The sequence below is a fragment of the Streptomyces sp. NPDC057702 genome (assembly GCF_042799315.1).
Classification (GTDB): Bacteria; Actinomycetota; Actinomycetes; order Streptomycetales; family Streptomycetaceae; genus Streptomyces.
The window spans coordinates 162986-183342 of sequence record NZ_JBHVJC010000016.1 but is presented as its reverse complement, the minus strand read 5'-3'; the positions used below and the strand labels follow the sequence as shown (position 1 = coordinate 183342).

19 protein-coding genes and 2 tRNA genes are annotated in these 20357 nt (G+C 73.8%); 15 read left to right on the top strand and 6 right to left on the bottom strand.

The genetic code is table 11. The features are described from left to right. Positions 1-94 precede the first annotated feature (94 nt). Positions 95-2194 carry a hypothetical protein gene (locus tag ACFVFR_RS14950; protein WP_383701348.1) on the bottom strand — a complete coding sequence of 700 codons (2100 nt, stop codon included), beginning with the start codon at positions 2192-2194 and terminating at the stop codon, positions 95-97. Between the two features lie 1065 nt (positions 2195-3259). On the opposite strand from ACFVFR_RS14950, the gene proB reads away from it, so the two are divergent. From proB to ACFVFR_RS14925, 5 genes are all read left to right on the top strand, one after another. Then, positions 3260-4360: a glutamate 5-kinase gene (gene proB / locus ACFVFR_RS14945; RefSeq protein WP_383701388.1), complete on the top strand. Its 1101-nt coding sequence runs from the start codon at positions 3260-3262 to the stop codon at positions 4358-4360. A 212-nt stretch (positions 4361-4572) separates the two neighbouring features. Continuing rightward, the gene (locus ACFVFR_RS14940) at positions 4573-5091 is read left to right on the top strand and encodes a hypothetical protein (protein ID WP_383701345.1); all 519 of its coding nucleotides are present in this window, start codon (positions 4573-4575) and stop codon (positions 5089-5091) included. A 232-nt stretch (positions 5092-5323) separates the two neighbouring features. Beyond that, positions 5324-6607, top strand: coding sequence for a glutamate-5-semialdehyde dehydrogenase (locus ACFVFR_RS14935; protein WP_383701343.1), 1284 nt, complete (start codon positions 5324-5326; stop codon positions 6605-6607). Positions 6608-6774: 167 nt separating this feature from the next. Then, on the top strand, positions 6775-7500 hold the full coding sequence (locus ACFVFR_RS14930) for a hypothetical protein (protein WP_383701341.1): 726 nt from the start codon (positions 6775-6777) through the stop codon (positions 7498-7500). Between the two features lie 75 nt (positions 7501-7575). Then, a complete protein-coding gene (locus tag ACFVFR_RS14925; RefSeq protein ID WP_383701339.1) occupies positions 7576-8787 on the top strand; it encodes a hypothetical protein in 1212 nt (403 codons plus the stop codon). Between the two features lie 88 nt (positions 8788-8875). Here ACFVFR_RS14925 and ACFVFR_RS14920 read toward each other — a convergent pair whose 3' ends face one another. After that, a complete protein-coding gene (locus tag ACFVFR_RS14920) occupies positions 8876-10075 on the bottom strand; it encodes a M48 family metallopeptidase (RefSeq protein ID WP_383701337.1) in 1200 nt (399 codons plus the stop codon). A gap of 93 nt (positions 10076-10168) precedes the next feature. Here ACFVFR_RS14920 and ACFVFR_RS14915 point away from each other — a divergent pair, with 93 nt between their 5' ends. From ACFVFR_RS14915 to ACFVFR_RS14870, 10 genes are all read left to right on the top strand, one after another. After that, positions 10169-10363: a hypothetical protein gene (locus ACFVFR_RS14915; RefSeq protein ID WP_383701334.1), complete on the top strand. Its 195-nt coding sequence runs from the start codon at positions 10169-10171 to the stop codon at positions 10361-10363. Between the two features lie 159 nt (positions 10364-10522). Further along, positions 10523-10690, top strand: a complete 168-nt coding sequence (locus ACFVFR_RS14910) for a hypothetical protein (RefSeq protein ID WP_383701332.1) — start codon at positions 10523-10525, stop codon at positions 10688-10690. 43 nt (positions 10691-10733) lie between these two features. Next, positions 10734-11345: a nicotinate-nucleotide adenylyltransferase gene (gene nadD / locus ACFVFR_RS14905; protein ID WP_383701330.1), complete on the top strand. Its 612-nt coding sequence runs from the start codon at positions 10734-10736 to the stop codon at positions 11343-11345. A 10-nt stretch (positions 11346-11355) separates the two neighbouring features. Further along, positions 11356-13563 carry a LytR C-terminal domain-containing protein gene (locus ACFVFR_RS14900; RefSeq protein ID WP_383701328.1) on the top strand — a complete coding sequence of 736 codons (2208 nt, stop codon included), beginning with the start codon at positions 11356-11358 and terminating at the stop codon, positions 13561-13563. A 203-nt stretch (positions 13564-13766) separates the two neighbouring features. Next, positions 13767-14213 (top strand): ribosome silencing factor, encoded by a 447-nt coding sequence (gene rsfS, locus ACFVFR_RS14895; RefSeq protein WP_383701326.1) that lies wholly within the window; start codon positions 13767-13769, stop codon positions 14211-14213. Next, on the top strand, positions 14210-14863 hold the full coding sequence (locus ACFVFR_RS14890) for a histidine phosphatase family protein (RefSeq protein WP_383701385.1): 654 nt from the start codon (positions 14210-14212) through the stop codon (positions 14861-14863). Before rsfS ends, ACFVFR_RS14890 begins: the two co-directional genes overlap by 4 nt. A 156-nt stretch (positions 14864-15019) precedes the next feature. Then, positions 15020-15092: transfer RNA gene (locus tag ACFVFR_RS14885), tRNA-Ala, on the top strand. Positions 15093-15869: 777 nt separating this feature from the next. Further along, positions 15870-16121: a hypothetical protein gene (locus tag ACFVFR_RS14880; RefSeq protein ID WP_383701324.1), complete on the top strand. Its 252-nt coding sequence runs from the start codon at positions 15870-15872 to the stop codon at positions 16119-16121. A 3-nt stretch (positions 16122-16124) separates the two neighbouring features. Next, on the top strand, positions 16125-16358 hold the full coding sequence (locus tag ACFVFR_RS14875; protein ID WP_176161576.1) for a hypothetical protein: 234 nt from the start codon (positions 16125-16127) through the stop codon (positions 16356-16358). A gap of 102 nt (positions 16359-16460) precedes the next feature. Then, a tRNA-Ala gene (locus ACFVFR_RS14870) sits at positions 16461-16533 on the top strand. Positions 16534-16624: 91 nt separating this feature from the next. Here the strand turns inward: ACFVFR_RS14870 and ACFVFR_RS14865 are convergent. Genes ACFVFR_RS14865 through ACFVFR_RS14850 form a run of 4 tightly spaced genes read right to left on the bottom strand, consistent with a single transcriptional unit; the run spans position 16625 to position 20251 of the window. After that, positions 16625-17818, bottom strand: coding sequence for an ABC transporter permease (locus ACFVFR_RS14865; RefSeq protein ID WP_383701322.1), 1194 nt, complete (start codon positions 17816-17818; stop codon positions 16625-16627). A gap of 11 nt (positions 17819-17829) precedes the next feature. After that, the gene (locus tag ACFVFR_RS14860; RefSeq protein ID WP_383701319.1) at positions 17830-18537 is read right to left on the bottom strand and encodes an ABC transporter ATP-binding protein; all 708 of its coding nucleotides are present in this window, start codon (positions 18535-18537) and stop codon (positions 17830-17832) included. Then, positions 18534-19601: a peptidoglycan-binding protein gene (locus ACFVFR_RS14855; RefSeq protein ID WP_383701316.1), complete on the bottom strand. Its 1068-nt coding sequence runs from the start codon at positions 19599-19601 to the stop codon at positions 18534-18536. The genes ACFVFR_RS14860 and ACFVFR_RS14855 overlap by 4 nt, the downstream gene beginning before the upstream one ends. Then, positions 19598-20251: a hypothetical protein gene (locus ACFVFR_RS14850; protein ID WP_383701313.1), complete on the bottom strand. Its 654-nt coding sequence runs from the start codon at positions 20249-20251 to the stop codon at positions 19598-19600. The genes ACFVFR_RS14855 and ACFVFR_RS14850 overlap by 4 nt, the downstream gene beginning before the upstream one ends. Positions 20252-20357: the final 106 nt, after the last annotated feature.

Genomic DNA, 20357 nt, shown 5'->3' with positions numbered 1-20357 from the left:
TCGTGCCCCCGGGCCGCCTGGGCCGCCCGCCGCCCCGGGGTGGGGGGCGGCGGGCTCGGGGGGCCGGGGGCTCGGAGCCGGGGGCCTGGGCCGCTCAGACCCCGGCCGTGTTCTCGGACTCGCTCGGGGTCGGGCCGCCCGCCGGCAGCTCGTCGCCGACGTCCGCCGCCAGCGCCTGCGCCGCGTCGCCCTCCCCGGGCTGCGCGGCGCGCGCCGCCACCCGGGCCCGGCGCGCGTCGGCCTCCGCGCACAGGTCGAGCGCCGCCTGGTTGAAGCGCACCAGGGACGGCGGGTCGGACGGGCCGAGCAGGTGCACCTTGAGCGCGGCGCGCTCGGCCGCGTACGGGTCCCGCTCGGGGTGGCGCACCGCGTCCAGCAGCGCCGGCACGCCGTCCGCCTCCGGGGTGAGGATCGCCGCCGCGCGCACGGTGGGGAACCCGGCCCGGAACTCCTCCTCGGACAGCCCGCTGGTGTTGGCCACCGCGTAGGGCTTCTCGCTGCTCAGGTAGTCCGAGACCACGCTGGAGACGTCCGAGATGAGCAGGTCGGCGTAGTTGAAGCAGGAGAAGATCGCCGGTCGGGGGCCGGTGATGATCTGGTGCTCCCCCTCCGGCAGCGAGGCCCAGTAGGCGGCCTCCCAGGCGGCGACGGCGCGCTCGACGGCCGCGGCCCGGTCACCGTCGGGGGCGCCCTGCAGCAGCATCCGCTCGACCTCGTCGGAGTCGGGCCGGAAGGAGGTCGTGGTCACGCTCCGCAGCGCCTCGTCGCACCGCTCCAGCTCGGCCACGGCCCGCGCGTCGGGTCGGGCGCCGCCGCGCTGGGCGTTGGCCTGGGCGATCATCGCCTTGATGCGCTCGTTGGCCTGGCCCGCGCGCGGGTCGACGGAGCCGGTCATCGGGTGCGGCTTGTACAGCAGGCGCACGCCGGGGTCGGCGAGCAGCGCGCGGACGATGTTCTCGCCGGCCAGGATGACCGAGGTGTTGCCCGGGTTGCCGTCCCAGCCCTCCCACGTGGGGGCGTACAGCACCTGGGTGTACGTGCCGGTGGGGGGGCCGGCGTACGGGGTGATGGGGGCGAGCTGCGGGCGGCCGACCTCGACGACGTCCCGGTCGTCGACGCCGATGTCGGCGAGCTGGTAGCGCTCGCGGGCGGCCGGCCCGGCGACCCAGATCTCGTCGTAGACCTTGGCGTACGGGTTGCAGCTGGAGAGCTTGTCGCTCTCGCCGTGGTTGGTGAACGCGTGCTTGATCGTGGGGATGCGCAGCACCTGCGAGGTCTTTCCGGAGTTCGCGGGGTGCAGCAGCATCTTCAGCGTCGAGTGCTCCAGTCGCATCAGGTTCACGACCTTGGGGATGCACACGATCGGGATGTCGGTGGCGTCGATCTTCTGCACCATGAACCGCTCACGGAGCACGATGATCGGCTTGCCGTCGAGCGCGGCGAGCGTGGAGAGCCACATGTTCGCCTGGTACGCGGAGGAGGTGCCGCCCGAGAAGTACATGCCGACGGTCGGCTGGTACTCCGCGAGCCAGTTGTCCAGCCACTCCAACGCCTCCTCGTCGCTGGCCACCCGCTTGCGCGGCAGTAGCCAGGTGCCCAGCCACAGGGCGCTGCCCAGGGAGAGGAAGAGCGCGACGCCGAGTCCGGCCCAGCCCCACACGGCGTCCTCGGTGGCCGCGGTGGCCAGCAGGCCGGCGGTGGCCGGGATGGCGAAACGCAGCAGCCGGCGGGCGGACTGGCGGGCGAGCAGGCGCGGCGGCGCGGCGGTCAGGCGCAGGGCGCTGGCGTCGATGTTGCGGGTCACGAACGGCAGCAGCCGCCTGCGCTTGATCAGCACCGCGAGGGCCTGGCAGACGAAGTGCGCGATGTAGAAGACCAGCAGTCCGACGGTCAGCGGCGCCTGCTCGTGCGTGGGGTCCACGCCCTCGATGCGCAGCAGGCCGACCATGAGCAGCATGTCGCGCAGCAGCTGGCGGACCGTGACGTCGAAGCGGATCTTGCTCAGCAGCGACAGCAGACCCGGCTGCCGGTGCTGGAGGTACAGATCGAGGGCGAGCCCGGCCGCCGAGGCGGCGATGAAGAGCGGCACGTTGGGCAGCAGGGCGCCGATGAGCTGAGTGGTGAAGAACACCATCATCGCGAGCAGTGCCGCCAACTGGACGAGTCGGCGGGGGGCGATTCCGGCAGAGGGCACGGGGTGAGCTCCTGGCAGAGGAGAGCGACGGGAACGAGGGACGAAACGAGTGACACACACGGCAAACGACAGCGAGGCAAGCAAGGCAAGGGCCGCACGTTGGCCGGCCGTTCCGCGCACCGTCACCTAGGGGACAGCGTCTGGATACGGTTTGACCACCGACGGTATGCCGTGGTCAGGCCCGGTGACAATCCGCTGCGGGGGCAAGAGCCGTAAAGCGGGGCAATTGCCCGGTGTTCGAGGAGGTGCGGGGCGGCGCACCGCCACCCGGGCACGGTGGGCCCGGCCCGGCCCGCTCCGGAGCGGGCCACGCGCCGCGCGCTCGACCGGTGGCCGTACCGGCGCCGCGCGCTCGGCCGGTAGGCGTACCCGTCGCCGCCGTGAGGGCCCGTCCGGCCGCTCCTCGCACCCTGGCGGGCCGACGCTCCCACCGTAAGCCGCCACCCCCGCCCCGGCGACCCGCGACCCGGGGCGACCGCCTCCGACGGCTCCGCCCCTCGCGCGCGGGCGGTGCGGCGGGCGCCGACAGTGGCGCCGGGATCGGCCCGCGACCCCATCGGGTGGGCCCGCGACCTCCGCCGGGATCGGCCCGCGACCCGCGCCCGGGTCGGGCCGGGGCCTTCGCCGGGCTCGCCCCCGCCCCGCCGGGTCGGCCGCTGTCGCGACCCGCACGCGGACGGGCCGCCCGTCGTGGCGCCAGCGGGCGTACGTGCCCGCTCCGTGCCCCGTACGCCCGCCCGTGCCCCGCACGCGCTCCCACATCTCCCGCGCCTCCCGCACCGGCCACCCCCGGGTGCCGGCCCGCCCGTTCGTGTCCCGTGCGTCGGCCCGCCCGGCCGGTGGTCGTCCGGCTGGCGAACGGTCGCCCGGCGGGTGCGCCCGCTGCCGTACATTGCCCCTCGGCGACCCGCTCGCGCGGGCGTCGACGGTCAGCGCTGGAAGCGGGACGAGGGGCAGGTGGGGACGGCCGTGGCAAGCCAGGACGCGTCGGCGCGGCACGGGGCACGCACGTCGGGGGGTGGCGACGCGCCGGGGAGCCCGGTGGGCGACGGCGGGCGGGACGAGGTGACCGCGGCCCGTCGGATCGTCGTCAAGGTCGGCTCCTCGTCGCTGACCACCGCCGCGGGCGGACTCGACGCCGACCGGGTGGACGCCCTCGTGGACGCCCTGGCCACGCACGGCGGCCACCGCGAGGTCGTGCTGGTCTCCTCGGGCGCCATCGCCGCCGGCCTCGCCCCGCTCGGCCTCGACCGCCGCCCGCGCGACCTGGCCCGTCAGCAGGCCGCCGCCAGCGTCGGCCAGGGCCTGCTGGTGGCGCGCTACACCGCCTCCTTCGCGCGCTACGGCCGCCGCGTCGGCCAGGTGCTGCTGACCAGCGACGACACCAGCCGCCGCGCGCACTACCGCAACGCCTACCGGACCCTGGACCAGCTGCTGGCCATGGGGGCGATCCCGGTCGTGAACGAGAACGACACGGTCGCCACGGACGAGATCCGCTTCGGCGACAACGACCGGCTCGCCGCGCTCGTCGCCCATCTGGTCCGCGCCGACCTGCTGATCCTGCTCTCGGACGTGGACGGGCTCTACGACGGCGACCCGAGCACCCCGGGCACCTCCCGGATCGCCGAGGTCACCGGGCCCGCCGACCTGGCGGGCATCTCGATCGGCAGCGCCGGCCGGGCGGGTGTGGGCACCGGCGGCATGGTGACCAAGGTGGAGGCCGCGCGGATCGCCGCCGCGGCCGGCGTCCCGGTCGTGCTGACCTCGGCGAGCCGGGCGGCCGACGCGCTGCTGGGCCGGCCCACCGGCACCTTCTTCCACCGCACCGGCCGCCGTTCGACCGGCCGCCTGCTGTGGCTGGCGCACGCCTCCGCGCCGCGTGGGGCGCTGGTGCTGGACGACGGGGCGGTACGGGCCGTGGTCGAGCGACGCACCTCGCTGCTGCCGGCCGGGATCAGCGCGGTGGAGGGCCAGTTCACCGCCGGCGACCCCGTCGAACTGCGGGACACCTCGGGGCGGGCGGTGGCGCGCGGGCTGGTCAACTTCGACGCCCGGGAGATGCCCAAGCTGATCGGCCGCTCGACCCGCGACCTGGCGCGCGACCTGGGCCCGGAGTACGAGCGCGAGGTCATCCACCGTGACGACCTGGTCGTGCTGGCCCCCTGACGAACGGCACCCCCTACCGGCACGCGAAGCGAACCGAAGGCAAAGCGGCGAAAGAGCCACCCTTCCCCGGGGACCTTCCGTAAAACCGCCACACGGCGAGCCTCGGGCTGGTCAACTTTGTCGCACGGGGCCGCACGGGGAGCGGTCCCCAAGCGAGCACCACACGGCTTCGCTCGGGGACGAGCGGAGCGGCGAGCAACAGGAGGTCGCCGGTGACACGAGGGCGCCCAGTGGCGCGGTCCCGAGGCGGGGGAGCCTCCCGCACCCGTCGGGCCACGACCGAACAACGCATGCTGACCAGCGTGGACACGGGAGAGCAGCGCGAGGGCGAGGCCGCGGGGGCCGGCGCCACGGCAGCGGACGACAGCACTCCACGCACCCGCGAGACGACCCAGCTGTGGCACATCACGCTCAGCGTGTCGGGCCCGGTGGTCCCCCTGACGGAGGTCAGGCGGGGCCTGGAGACGCTGGCCAACGACCACCCCTTCCTGCTGACCAGCCGCTACGGCACCGACCACGCCGAGGTCCGCTACTGGGAGGAGGCCCGTGACCTGCACGACGCGGCGGCCCTCGCCCTGCGGCTGTGGGGCGAGCACCGCTCGACGGCCAAGCTCCCGCCCTGGAAGATCGTCGGCCTTGAGGTCATCTCCCGTGGCACTTACCACCTCCGTATGACCCGAGGCAAGGGCCCGCCCCCGCCGACCACCCGCGCGGGCGTCCACCCGTACTAGCCACCCGTACCCGTACCCGCCAGCCGTCCCCGCCCCGTCCGCACCCAGGCCCGGCGCCCGCCGGCCGTCCGCGCCCACCGCCCGGCAGCGCCGTACACCGGGCCCGCGCCGGTGACCTGCCTCCCGGTCCGCGCCCGCCATCCCGCCCGCCGCCACGCCACCCCGCCCGCCGCCCGTTTCGCGGGTCGAGACGGGCCGGGGGCCGCGCGGCGGCGCCGCTAGGCTGCCGCGCATGAGCAGCAGCGAAACCGTCACCTCCCCCGTCATCCAGTCCGCCCACCGCGCCCGGGAAGCCGCCACGGCGCTGGCGCCACTGGCCCGCGCGGCCAAGGACGTGGCGCTGCTCGCCATCGCCGACGCGCTGGGCGAGCGGGTGGACGAGATCATCGCCGCCAACGCCGAGGACGTCGCGCGGGCGCGCGCGGCCGGCACCTCGGACGCCATCGTGGACCGCCTCACGCTCACCCCCCAGCGGGTCGCCGCGATCGCCGCCGACGTGCGCGAGGTGGTCGCGCTGCCCGACCCGGTGGGCGAGGTCGTCCGTGGCTCGACCCTCCCCGGCGGCATCGACCTACGGCAGGTCCGGGTGCCGCTCGGCGTGGTCGGCATCATCTACGAGGCCCGGCCCAACGTCACCGTGGACGCCGCCGCGCTGTGCCTGAAGTCCGGCAACGCGGTGCTGCTGCGCGGCTCTTCGTCGGCCTACCGTTCCAACACCGCGCTCGTCGCGGTGCTGCGCGACGCCGTCACCTCGGCCGGCCTGCCCGCCGACGCGGTGCAGTTGGTCCCGGGCGAGGGCCGCGAGGCGGTGGGCGAGCTGATGCGGGCGCGCGGCCTGGTGGACGTGCTCATCCCGCGCGGCGGGGCCTCGCTCATCAGCACCGTCGTCGCGCAGTCCACGGTGCCGGTCATCGAGACCGGAACCGGCAACTGCCACGTGTACGTGGACGCCGGGGCCGACCTCGACATGGCCGTGGAGATCCTGGTCAACTCCAAGGCCCAGCGGCCCAGCGTCTGCAACGCCGCCGAGACCGTGCTGGTCCACCAGGACATCGCCGCCCAGTTCCTGCCCAGGGCGCTGACCGCGCTCGCGAAGGCCGGTGTGAGCGTGCACGGCGACGACGCGGTGCGCGCGGCGGCCGAGCGGACCGACACCGGGGCCACCGTGACGGCGGCCACCGACGAGGACTGGGCCACCGAGTACCTCTCGTACGACATCGCGGCCGGCGTGGTGCCCTCGCTCGACGCCGCCATCGCGCACATCCGCCGCTGGTCCTCCGGTCACACCGAGGCGATCGTCACCAGCTCGCAGGCGTCGGCGCGCAGGTTCACGCAACTGGTGGATTCCACGACGGTGGCCGTCAACGCCTCGACCCGGTTCACGGACGGTAGCCAGTTCGGCTTCGGCGCGGAGATCGGCATCTCCACCCAGAAGCTGCACGCCCGGGGCCCGATGGGGCTGCCGGAGCTGACCTCGACCAAGTACATCGTCACCGGTGACGGCCACGTACGGTGACCTCCGTGCGGGGCGCGCAGCGGCCACCGGGCACGCCGTCGGGCCCCGCGCAGGTCGCCGGGCGGCGCGGCCGGGGCGGCCGGGCCGCCCCGCGTACGGCGTGATTCCGCTTTCCCGACTTTCCGTCCGCCCTGCCCAAAACGACCGTGCGGGGCTAACCTGGACGCGTGCCGGACGACGTGGGGGGCAAGCCGTTCCCGGACGGCGACGAGCCCGACGACCACCACCACGGGGCTGCCGAACCGAGCTCCTCCTCGCCACCCGCGAGCGAGGAGGGCGAGTTCGCCTCCGTGGTATTCGACGAGGACTTCGTGCGCTCCGCCGAAGTCCATGAACCCTCTGCCGTCGAGCGGATGCTGGCCGCCGCTCAGGCGCGTGCCGAGGCCGAGGCGACCCGGACCAGACACCGACGAGGCGCCGCCGACGACGATCCCCACGACGAGGGGTACGGGCCGGACGGCGAGTTCGGCTACGACCCGCACGAGGACGACCGGTACGGATACGGCCGGCCGGGTGAGGACCCCGAAAGTGACGACGCGTTCGGCCCGTACGGCAGGTACGGGGACGCCGGTCGTCCCTACCGGGGCCACGCGCACTGGCAGCGCCCCGTGGCCTGGGTGCTGGCCGTCCTGATGGGCATCGGCGTGGTGGCCATGGCCTTCACCGCCGTCTACCGGGGTGCCTCCGGGGGCGGCAACCGGCAGGACCCCACACCGCCACCCGCCAGTTCGGAGGTGGACAGCGCGCCGGGGGCCCCGGCCGACGCGCCCTTCTCCGCCACGCTGGAGGCCGTCGAACCCGCCGGCCTCGCCGAACCCGACGCGGCCCCCGACCCTCGCGAGCCCGTCGCGTCCGCCGTGACCCCCGCCGCCACCGCGCCCCGCTCGCCGTGATCGCGTGAGCTTTCGTCCGAACGTGTCGAGTCCCCGGGACGTCTGTCCGCCCCTCCGCCGGCCTACCCTGGTGATATGACCGGGCCTGGAGACCCTCCCGAGGGGGCACCTGAGAGCGTCCCGGGGGGCGGTGACGACGAGTACCGCTCCGTCGTCTTCGACGAGTCGTTCGTCAACGCCGCCCGACTGCAGGAGTTCTCCGCCCAGGAGCGCATCGGCGACCACGCGCCGGCCGTGCGCAGCCGTGGCCGAAGCGGCCCCCGGCGGCGCGAGCGCGGCTCGCCACAGCAGGCCGTGGTCCTGGTCCTGCTCATCGCCGTCGCCTTCGCCACCGCCGTCTACATGGGCATCCAACGCCCCTACCAGAGGCCCACGACACGCGCCGCCGAGCCGCTGCGCAGCACCCTGGTGCCGCTGACGCCACGCGGCACGGTGCCCGGTGGCCGGGCCGCCGACCTGTACGCCAGCAGCCCGGCCCGGCGCTTTCGGATCGGCGCCGAGGGCGTGACCCTGCCCGTGGCCGAGCGCACCGCCCACTTCTCCGAGGGACAGGTGCGGGAGGCGCTCAGCACGGCCAAGGAGTTCCTCGTCCACTCCGCGCTGGACCCGGACACGCTGGCCGGAGGCGACGCCCGCGCGGTGCGACTGCTGCTCGACCCGGACCAGATCGGCCAGTTCGACGCGAGCCTGGCCCGCCCCGCCGACGACGGGCAGCACGCGGCCACCGGCTGGGTGATCCGCTTCGACCCCCGTCGCGTCTCGCTCGCCAAGGAACCGGTCCGGGTGCGGGGGAGCCTCGCGGTGACCGAGCTGACCGCCTCGGCCCTGGAGATCGTCGCCGACCACACCTACGTGTACGCGCTGCGCCGCGCCGCCCCGACGAAGACCCCGGCCGGTACGGGCGCCGAGCGGGCCACCGACGCGGGTGACAGCGGCCGTCCGGAGGCCACCGCGGGCACCGGTGACGGCCGGGATCTGGTCGGCCCGGTCAGCGTGCCGGGCACCGGAGCGCACTCGCTGTTCACGGTGCGCCGCGAGGCGCGGTTCCGCTTCGACCGCGACGACCTGCGCGACCACCACCTGGAGGTCGTGGAGAGCGCCCTGCAGGCCGGGCCGCAGACCTGCGCGGCCGACGCCGCCGCGTATCTGCGCCCGCTGTTCGCCGGCCAGGACGCGCCCTCGGACGCCTCGGCCGGCACCAACCCGTACGCGACCGGGCGACCCACCGACTCGCTGTGCGGGGTGCTGGCGCCGGGCGCACAGCCGTCGACCCCGAGCCGCGGTTAGGTCGCGCGGCCCGGGGCCGGTGTGCCGGGACGGCCGGCGCGCTGGGGAGCGGGGCGTTCCGGCGTAGGCGGGGTCCTGGTGTGGGCGGTCAGCGCCCGCCGTCGCCGGCTGGGCCGTCGCCCTTCGCTGGGCCGTCGCCGTCGCCGCGCGGGCCGCCGTCCGTCGGGCCGCCGTCCGTGGTCGGGGCTTCGCCGGCGGGAGCGTCGCCGGTCGGAGCTTTGCCGCCGCTCTGGGCGCCGTCCTGGCCGGCGCCGCGGGTGGCCCCGGTGAACCTGTCGCGCAGCTTGCCGCCGAGGTCGCCGGCGCCGCCCGCGATGTCCCGGACCAGGCCCATCAGCGGGTCCTTGCTGTTGCGCACGGAGTCCGCGTAGTGGCTGGCCGACTCCTTGAACGACTCGCTGACGGAGGTGTCCTTGTCCTCCTCGCGGCGCGGGTAGTGGCCGTCCATGAGGCGCTGGAAGTCGCGGCTGGCCGCCCACTTCTTCAGCTCGGCCGCGCGCACCGTGGCGAACGGGTGGCTGCGCGGCAGCACGTTCATGATCTTCAGTACGGAGTCGCGCAGGTCGCCGCCGGCCTCGTACTCCTCGGCCTGCTCCAGGAACGCGTCCACGTTCATCTCGTGCAGGTGGTTGCCGCCGGCCAGCTTCATCAGGCCCCGCATGGACGCCTGGAGGTCCTGGCCGACCAGCAGCCCGGCCCGGTCCGCCGACAGCTCCGACTTGCGGAACCACTCGCGCAGCGCGGTGACGATGGCCATCACCGCGACGTTGCCGAGCGGAATCCAGGCGACCTTGGCCGCGAAGTTGGTGAGGAAGAGCAGGATGGTGCGGTAGACCGCGTGCCCCGACAGGGCGTGCCCCACCTCGTGGCCGATGACCGCCCGCATCTCCTCCTCGTCGAGCAGCTCGACCAGGGCGGTGGTCACCACGATGATCGGCTCGTCGAGGCCGATGCACATCGCGTTGGGGTGCGGGTCCTGCTGGACGTACATCATCGGGACCTTCTCCAGGTCCAGTACGTAACAGGCGTCCCGCAGCATGTCGTTGAGGTGCGCGAACTGCCGGTCGCCGACCCGCACCGAGTCGGAGAGGAACAGCAGCCGCAGGCTGCGCTCGGGGAGCAGGCCGCTCAGCGTCTTGAAGACGGTGTCGAACCCGCTCAGCTTCCGCAGCGCCACCAGCGCCGACCGGTCGGCGGGGTGCTCGTAGGCGCGCGAGGAGATTCCGGGGAATCGCCTCCGCTCGCGGCCTGGCACCCGCTCGCTTCCGTGAGTGTCGTTCTCGCTCATCATGCCCCCTCGTGTGACAGCCGGTCGTGGCCCCTGACGCCCCTTGGCCCACCCCACCCTAGGTCGTGCGGATGACGTGGCTACCGTGGAGTGATGCACTACCTCACCGGACTGCACGACGTCGTCCTCGCCGCCCCCGCGCCCACCGCCACCCCGCGCGGCGGAACCTCGAACGGCGAGGGTGCCGGGGCCATCCTGCGCACCGTGATCATCGTCGGTGTGGTGGGCGCGGTCCTGCTCGCGTGGTTCCTGCTGCGGGGCTACCGGAGCCAGGACGGGCAGGACTGAGCCCCCGTCGGGCCCCGCCCCGGGCCCGACGTTCGACAAGACGTGCGGAGTCGGCGTGAGGTTGCGCGGCGCCGCCGCATACGATGGGCCGGAAGTCTTCTGCCCGACCCTCCCCGAGCCGCGTGGCCTGGGGACCGCCCCGGATAGGTCCTGCTGACGATGACGGCATTCCACACCGCACACGCGAACCTGGTCACGCTCGCCTCCGAGGGTGGCGAGCACAGTGGTGAGCACGACAGCCTCAACCCCTACCTGACCGGTGGCGGAGCCCTGTTCGTCCTGCTCCTGCTGCTGTGGATCACCACGCGTTTCAACCGGGACCGCTGACCTCGGCGCCGGAGTACTGGCTCGCTTAGTAGGGTCTGCACGCATGGGAGAACAGACAGCGTCCGTGAAGCGGCGGCTCGGCGTGATGGGCGGGACCTTCGACCCGATCCACCACGGACACCTGGTCGCCGCCAGCGAGGTGGCAGCGCAGTTCCACCTGGACGAGGTGGTGTTCGTACCGACCGGGGAGCCGTGGCAGAAGAGCCACAAGACGGTGTCCCCGGCCGAGGACCGCTACCTCATGACGGTGATCGCCACCGCGTCCAACCCGCAGTTCTCCGTCAGCCGGATCGACATCGACCGCGGCTGCAAGACGTACACCACCGACACCCTGCGGGAGCTGCGGGCCGGCAACACGGACGCGGACCTGTTCTTCATCACCGGTGCCGACGCCCTGTCGCAGATCCTGACCTGGCACGACGCGGCGGAGCTGTTCTCGCTCGCGCACTTCATCGGCGTGACCCGGCCGGGGCACATACTGACCGACGCGGGGCTGCCCGAGGGCGGTGTCTCGCTGGTCGAGGTGCCGGCGTTGGCCATCTCGTCGACGGACTGCCGCGCACGCGTCGCGCAGGGCGACCCGGTCTGGTACCTGGTGCCCGACGGCGTGGTGCGCTACATCGACAAGCGCGAGCTGTACCGCGACGACGGCTGAAGGGGCACCGGTGAACGACCGACAGGACCCGCCTTCCCCTGACGACTGGCCCGGGGACCGACCACACGACCCGGTCGCCCCCTACGGCACGGGCGGCGGGTACGCCCCCGGCTCCGCCTACCCGGCCGCCCAGCCGCCCGACGCGACCTACCCACCGGGCGACTACCCGCACAACGGCTACCCGGCGGGCGACTACCAGCAGCCCACGCCCGCGTACGGCTACGACGGCTACGCCCAGCCGGTCCAGCCCACCCCGCCCGCGCACCTCGGCCAGCCCGGTGACGCGAGCGGCTACCCGGCGCGGGACCCGTACCCGCGCGGCCAGGACGGCTACGCCCCGTACGGCGGCCAGCACGCCGCGCGGCCCGGCCAGGGCGACCCGTACGGCCAGGGACAGTCGGGCTACACGCCCGGTTACGACCCCGAGCCGTACGGCACCCAACCCCCGCAGGGCTTTCCCACCGCGTACGCCCCCCAGCAGCCCCAGGGGTACCCGGCCGCACCGGACTACCCCGGTCAGTCGGGCCACCCGGCACCGTCCTATCCGGACTCCGGTGCCGCCGGCTCCGCGTCGGGGACCGGGACGTCCCAGACGTACGGAACGGGCGGGCCCGGTCACGCGGCGCCGGCGTCGGGACAGCCCCAGCCGGACGCGTACGGCTACGACGCGTACGCCGCCGCGCCCCGGACGGCCACCCACCGCCGGGTGCCGCGCCAGACCCAGCCCGAGCAGGCATCACCGGGCCAGGCGGCGGAGCTGACCCAGCCCGAGCGGGCGGAGGCCCCACGGGCACGGCCGGGCCCGCCGCGCCCCGACCAGCCGCAGCCCGACCAGGGGGCGGCTCGGCCCGGTCAGACCCGGGCGCGAGCCCGGCGCGCGCCCCAGACGCCGGAGGCCGAGCGGCCGGAGCCGGCCGGGGCCGAGGACGACCCGACGCGGGCCGCACCGTCGGACGACTACCGCACCGAGCAGTTCTCGTTCATCGAGGAGCCGGACGAGGAGTCGGAAGACGTCATCGACTGGCTGAAGTTCGCCGAGACCCGTTCGGAGCGGCGCGACGAACGCAAGCGCAAGCTGCGCACCCGCCTCATCGGCCTCGTCGCCGTCCTCGCGCTCGTCGTCGGCTGCGGCGTGGGCTACCTCTGGTACGCGGACAAGCTGCCGGGCGTCTCCAGCGGCGGAGACGCGGAGGCCAGCGCCAGCGGACAGCAACAGCGCAAGGTGATCGTCGTCCACCTGCGCGAGACCAAGGGCGGCGGCAGCTCCAGCGCCCTGCTGGTGGACAACGAGACCACCAGGAAGGGCAGCACCGTGCTGTTGCCCAACGCGCTCGCCGTCGCCGGCGAGAACGGCACCACCACCCTGGGCAACGCCGTCCAGGACGAGGGCGCGGGCGGCACCCGGGACGCCCTGACCAACCTCCTCGGCTCCGAGATCCAGGGCACCTGGCGGCTGGACACGCCCTACCTGGAGAACCTGGTCGAGCTGGTCGGCGGGATCACCCTGGACACCGACGTCCTGGTGCCCGCGGCCAAGGAGGGCGAGGACCCGCTGGTCAAGCGTGGTAGCGCGGTGCAGCTCGGCGGGCAGGGCGCGGTCGCCTACGCCACCCACCTGGAGCCGGGCGAGGACCAGGCCAAGCAGCTCACCCGGTTCGGCCAGGTGCTGGGCGCCGTCCTGGCGAAGGTCTCCACCGACGCCGGCAAGGCCACCGCCACCGTGGAACAGCTCGCCCAGATCCCCGACCCCTCGCTGTCCGAGAAGCAGCTCGGCACCGCGCTGGCCGCCCTCGCCCAGCGGGCCGAGGACGGGGCGTACGAGACGGACCTGCTCGCGGTGCGACCCGACGGCACGCTCAGCGAGGAAGCCACCGAGAACGTGGTCAAGGACGTGCTCGGCGGCTCGGTCAAGAAGCCCGACGACGCCGCGCAGACCGCCGCACGCGTCAGTGTGCGTAACGCCACGGGCGACGAGCGCAAGGCGGGTGCGGCACAGGTCGCGCTGGTCAACGGCGGCTTCACGTTCGTCGGCGGCGGCAACGGGACGGCCGAGGCCACCTCCCGGGTCACCTACGCGGACGCCGCGCAGGCCGGCCAGGCCAAGGAGGTCGCCGCGACGCTCGGCCTGCCCGAGAGCGCCGTACGCCAGGGCAAGGGCGCGGCCAACGCGGACGTCACGGTCGTCCTCGGCGGTGACTACGCGGGCCAGCGGGGCTGAGCGGCCGGCCTGGACACCGGCCCCCGGACGCGGGCCCCGGACGCGGCGCCTTCGGGTGCCGGCCCGGGGTCCGGCCCGTCGGGGGCCGCGAGCCGGGGCGGGCGGGTAAAGGGCTGGCGGAGGAGCCGGCGGGGCGTGAGACCCTTGGGAGACGCGCCCCCGGCCCGAGCATGGGGGATACCACCAACCGGAAAGCCCTGCTTGTGACCGCCACGGACCGCTCCACCGAGCTCATCAAGGCCGCCGCCCAGGCGGCTGCCGACAAGCTCGCGCACGACATCATCGCCTACGACGTCAGCGACGTCCTGGCCATCACGGACGCCTTCCTGCTCGCGTCGGCACCCAACGACCGCCAGGTCAAGTCGATCGTCGACGAGATCGAGGAGCGGCTCAACAAGGAGCTCGGCGCCAAGCCGGTACGCCGTGAGGGCGACCGCGACGCCCGCTGGGTGCTGCTCGACTACGTCGACATCGTGGTGCACGTCCAGCACAGCGAGGAGCGCGTCTTCTACGCCCTTGAGCGGTTGTGGAAGGACTGCCCGCAGCTTGAGCTGCCCGCCGACGCGCTCGCCACCCAGGGCAAGGGCGCCGAGCACGCCCAGGCTCAGGCCGCGGCGGACGAGGACGACCTGGACGGTGAGCTCCACTGAGCACCACCGAGCGCGGCCGAGGCCGGCGTGTCGTCCTGTGGCGGCACGGCCAGACCGCGTGGAACCTTGAGCGCCGCTTCCAGGGCTCCACGGACATCGAGCTGACCGACACCGGCGTGGCCCAGGCCCGGCGCGCCGCCCGGCTCCTGGCCGCGCTCGACCCGGACGCGATCATCGCCTCCGACCTGCGGCGGGCCGCCGCGACCGCCGCCGAGCTGGCGGCCGTCACCGGACTCGACGTCACGCACGACGCGGCGCTGCGCGAGACGTACGCCGGCGCGTGGCAGGGGCTGACGCACGACGAGATCATCGCGCGCTTCGGTGAGCAGTACGCCGCGTGGAAGCGCGGTGAGCCCGTCCGGCGCGGAGGCGGGGAGCTGGAGACCGAGGTCGCCGACCGGGCCGCGCCGCTCGTCGCTGCCATGGCCGAGAAGCTGCCCGACGACGGCACGCTCGTCGTCGTCAGCCACGGCGGCACCATCCGGACCACCATCGGTCGGCTGCTCGGCCTCGAACCCCACACCTGGGAAGCCCTTGGCGGCCTCACCAACTGCTGCTGGTCCGTCCTCGGACAGGGCGCCCGGGGCTGGCGCCTGCTCGAACACAACGCCGGCACCCTTCCCGAACCCGTCCTCGGCGACGACGACTAGACCCCGGGCCCACCCACGCGTCCCGGCCCACCGGCACCGCCAGCCGGCCCCACCCCACCGGATTTCGCGTTCGAGCAGGTCACGGGTTAAGCTTCTGCTCGTTCACAACACGGAAGTGAGCCCCACACAAAGGGTTCATCTCCGCAAGGGAACAGCGGGGCTATAGCTCAGTTGGTAGAGCGCCTGCATGGCATGCAGGAGGTCAGGAGTTCAATTCTCCTTAGCTCCACGAAAGCGATAGGCGACCCATGTCCGCGGAAAGCGCGGACCGGGTCGCCTTCGTCGTTTCTGCTCGGCTTCGCCTCGCCGGGCGGGGGCTCCGCCACCCGCACCCCCCACGGGTGGGCCTCCTCGACGCGGTGGGGCCGCGCTCGGCTTCGCCTTCGCTTGGTGGGGCTGCTCGGCTTCGCCCTCGGGTGGGGGCGGGGGGCTTCGGGGCAGCGTGCGGTCGGCTTCGCCCTTGACGGGGTGGTCTGCTGGCTTCGCCTTCGCGGGGGCGGGGGCTCGCCTCCGCTCCCCCGGGGGCCGTTCGGCTTCGCCCTCGGGTGGGGGCTTCAGGTGGGTGGGCTGCCGGGCCTCGGCTGTGCTTGTCGGCTGTTTGGACTTGCCCTCGTTGGGCTGATTGCTCGGCCTTTGTCCTCGGCGGGTCGACTTCCCGGCTTCGCGGTCGCGTAGGGATGCTCCGCGGGGCCCGTTCGGCCGCGCCGTCGGGTGCGGGGGCGCCCCGGGTTCCTCTCCGCGTCCGTGGATCGCGCGCCGCGCCTTCGCGTGGGGGCTGGTCGGCTTCGCCTTCGTCGGGCGGGCGGCCGGTTTCGCCTTCGCGACGTGGGGGAGTTGACGGTGTGCCATCGGGCGCGGATCGGCGCGGGGTGAGGCTGCCGCGCCGGAGGTGGCGGTGGGGGGAAGGGCGCGCGATCGCGGTGTGACCGGGCGCTGACCCGCACGCCTTTGCATGACAGAATCGAGATCGCCGCGCGGGGACGGTGCCGACGGGAGGGGCGGTGCGATGCCGACCAGCATCCTGGAGGAGGTCAACGACCTGCTGGAGATCGCCGAAGCACAGGGACGGGACGGGTTGTCGGAGCGCTACACGTGCCCCGTCGGCCCCTGTGGCGCGATGGCCGGTGGATCGCGGTCGACGAGGGACGTCACGGTGTTGCAGTGTCCGGCATGCGGCTCGGCGCACGTGGCGCAAGTGCTGGGCGACAACGGTGGGATCTCCTATGTGTGCACGTCCTGCGGCCATAGCTGGAGCTGATTGATGGGTGCGCACAGCCGGAAATGCGACTGGTGTGGCAGCGGAACGCCGATCGTCCGCGACATGGAACCGCTCAACGCCGACTATCAGTACTGGTGCGTCGAGTGCGCGCGGGCGCTGATCATAAAGGGCGACCCCATCGAGACCTACCGCGAACTCGAAGGCGAGCCGATCTACGGGCGCCTGCTGGACGAGCACTGCACGTTGAAACGGTTCTACTCGTTCGCCACGGCGTGACCCCGCGCCCGACGGCCACCGGACAACCGATTTGGCGAAAGCCCAGGGGGGCCGTGTAATGTAGGCGATGCCGCCGAGGGAAACCGGGGCGGAAAACAGCACGGGGCTATAGCTCAGTTGGTAGAGCGCCTGCATGGCATGCAGGAGGTCAGGAGTTCAATTCTCCTTAGCTCCACAAGAGAACCGCCCGGCGGTTCGAACGCCAAAGATCCCGTCCGATCACATCGGACGGGATCTTTCGGCTTTCCGGCCCGTATGCCGACCTCTCACGTCGCGTTCAGGGCCACGGTCGGATGCAGGCGCGAGGCGCGCACCGCCGGATAGAGACCGGCGACCACACCGATCACCACGGTGGCGGCCACCCCGCCCGCCAGGGACCAGAGCGGAACCACCGCCGTCCACCCCTGGAAGCGCGCGAAGCCCAGCGTCGCCGCCGCGCCCAGCACCGCGCCCGCCGCCCCGCCCAGCGCCGACAACAGCAGCGACTCGGTCAGGAACTGGAGCCGGATCGCGCCGCGCGTGGCGCCCAGCGAGCGGCGTAGGCCGATCTCCTGGCGCCGCTCGAGTACGGAGATGACCATGGTGTTGGCCACGCCCACGCCGCCGACCAGCAGGGCCACCGCGCCCAGGCCGAGCATCAGGGTGGTCAGGCCCTCGTCCGTGGCGGCTTTGGCGGCCAGCGCGTCGGAGGGCCGGGAGACCTTGACGACCCCCTCGTTGCCCGGGTTGATGGTGCGCGCCAGGACCGCGCGTACATCCTCCACCGAGGCGTCCGTCGAGCGTTCGAAGACGGTGGTGGGATGGCCGTCGAAGCCGAAGTACCGCTCAGCCGCCGGGTAACCGACCAGGGCCACCCGGTCCAGGGTGGGGACCAGCTCGATCGGTCTGAGGATGCCGACGACGACCACGCGCGTGTCGTCCATCATGATCGACTCGCCGGTGCGGGTGATGCCCAGCCGGTCCGCCGCGACCGCGCCGAGGACCGTCGTCGGCAGACGCTCACCGGCCCGCGTCAGCCAGCTGCCCCGGTCGACCTCGCCCCCGAGCGTGGCCAGCAGGTCCAGCCGGGCCGCCTGGGCGGTCACGCCGGCGGTGCGTTCCTCGGGCACCACGTCGCTGCGGCGGATACGGGCATCGACGTTGGCGGTGGCCGTGGCGCGCTGGACCGGGCCGATGCGCTCCACCATCGCCACCGCACTCCTGGGCAGTTTGACCTCCCGCCCCAGGGCGTCCTCACCCGCCTCGGCGGTGAGCAGATTGGTGCCCAGCCGGTCGAGTTGAGCCATCAGGTCGGCCCGGCTGGACTCGGACAGGCCGACCACCGCGACCATGGTCGCGATGCCGATGGCGATGCCGAGCGCCGACAGCACCACGCGCGCGCGGCGCGCGCGCAGCCCGACCGCGCCCACACGCAACACGTCCCCGACGGACAGCCGGGCGGGCCCCAGCTCGCCCCTCACGCGTCGGCCCCTCACGCGTCGGCCCCTTCCGTGGTGCCGGCGTGGCGCGAGTCCGCGACGATCTCGCCGTCCCGGAAGCGGACCCGGCGTGGCAGCGAGTCCGCGATCCCGTGGTCATGGGTGATCACACAGATGGTGGTGCCGGCCGCGTTCAGCTCGTGCAGCAAGGCCATGACGATCTCGCCGGACGCCGTGTCCAGCGCGCCGGTCGGCTCGTCGGCCAGCACCAGCCGAGGGCCCCCGACCAGGGCGCGGGCGATGGCCACCCGCTGCTTCTCGCCGCCCGAGAGCTCGTTGGGCGTGTGCCCGAAGCGGTGGTCGAGGCCGACCCGGGCCAGCGCCTCGCGCGCCCGCGCGCGCCGCTGCCGGGGCGGTACGCCCGCGTACAGCAGCCCGTCGGCGACGTTGGCCACCGCGTCGCGTCCCGCCGCGAGATGGAAGTGCTGGAACACGAAGCCGATATGGCGGGCGCGCAGCGCGGACAGCCGCGCGTCGGAGAGCCGTGACACGTCGTAGCCGGCGACGCGCACGGTGCCCGAGGTGGGCCTGTCGAGCGTGCCCACGACGTTGAGCATCGTGGACTTGCCGGAGCCCGACGGGCCGACGACCGCGAGGAGTTCACCCTCCTCGACGGTGAGGTTCACGCCGCGCAGCGCGTGCACGCCGCCGGGGTACGCCTTGCTGGCGTCCCGTAGTTCGATCACCGGGGTCGACGTCACGGCTTCGCCACCCCCACCCGCAGGCCCTCGCGCACGTCCGGACCGCTGACCTCGATCTGCCCGTCGGCGGTCATGCCGGTCTCCACGCGCACCATCGCCGTGGCCTTGCCCCGTACGACCTGGAGGCCGTAGCCGCCCCGCTCGCCGCGCAGGGCGAGTACCGCCTCGACGGGCACCGCGAGCACGCCCTTACGGGCCTCGCTGACGAACCGCACGCTCGCCGGGGACCTGGCGTCCTCGCCGGTCGCGGCGTTCGCCCCGCCGTTCAGGACGACCTCGACGGTGATGCCCTCCGGGGCCGCCGCGCCGTCGGCCTCCTTCGGGCGGACCGTTCCGGCGACCCGGCCGGCCACGGTCTTCCCACTCGGCAGGGTGACCTCGACCGTGGTGCCGCGCGCGGTCAGCGCGCCGTCGGACTGCTCCAGTTCGGCGCGCACGACGGGCCGGGTCGAGGCGACGGTGAGCACCGGCTCGCCCGGCCCGACCTGGTCGGCCAGCGCCGCGTCGACGGCGACCACCTTGACCCGGTCGGGCTGGAAGACGACATCGCCCTGGCCCACCCGCCCGGTGGGCTCACGGTTGAGGGACCTCTGCCACCGCTTGACGGCGTCCTCGGTGTCCCGGTCGTAGCGCGGGTCGATGTACAGCTTCGCGCCGAACCCCAGGTCACGCAGGTTGCGCTCCAGCTGGAGCACGTCGGTGCCCCGGTCGCCCACCTTCATCTCGCGAAACATCGGCGCCGGCCCGTACAACAGGGTGACGGGCTTGTCGTTCAGCTCGTACAGCGCCTGCCCCACGCGCAGCGTCCTGCCCTCCGTGGCCGCCACCGTCACCGTGCCCTGGACGGCGGATTTGACGGGGCGCCGCTGCGCGAAGTCGAGCCGGCCGTCGACCGTCTTGGACTGGACGAGGTCGGTACGCACGACGGTGGCCGTGGCCGGCGGCAGGTCGCCGCGCCCCGAGGCGTCCGCGTCGCCGTGCTCGCCCAGCAGCAGGACGCCCCCGGCCGCGCCGGCCATCACGGCCACGGCGCCGAGCGTGAGGAGGGTGGTGCCGCGCCTCACTGCATGCCGTCCAGACCCTCAAGCAGCGTGGACTTGCACGCCTCGCGGGCCCGCTTGTACGCCGGCGACTCGCTGTCGAACGCCGGGGAGGCCGGGTTCGGGTCGCCGCCCGGCTGGGCGATGCCGCCGCTCATCGTCGGGTTGGTGAACCGGGAGACGCCGTTGTCCCGCATGCACGTGGCGTGCGCGAGCATCGACTCGTAGTCCTTCTGCTGGTCGCGCTTGGGCTCGGCGGCCATGGTCGCCTGGAGTTCGGCGACGCAGACACCGTTCCGGCCGCCCTTGATGCCCTCGTTACGACCGGGCTGGGCACCGATCTCGTTGACCTTGGCCCAGTCCAGGTAGCCGCTCAGTTTGGGGTCGGGGAAGTCCTTGTAGCCGCCCTTGGTACGCATGCACCGGACGTACGTCATCTGGGCGTCGTAGAAGGCGCTCTTGCCGGTGGCCTGCCCGGCCGGCCCGGGCCGGTCCGACGCGGAGGCCGAGGCCGAGGCCGCCGGAGCGTCCGACACCGTGGCGATGTCGTCGCTGGTCTGCGCGCCGCTGGAACCGTCGCCGCCACAGGCCACCGCGAAGGCGAGGACGGGGGCCGCGACGCAGGTGGTCAGCCGCAGCCGGGCGGCGCTGCGGAAGGTCGTCTGGGAACTCATGGCCCCACCCTCGGCACACCACGTGATGGCCGCTCCATGGCCACATGATGGGAACGTAACAATGCCCCCGACCTGCACATCGGCCCCTGCCCGGGGCGGCGGAACG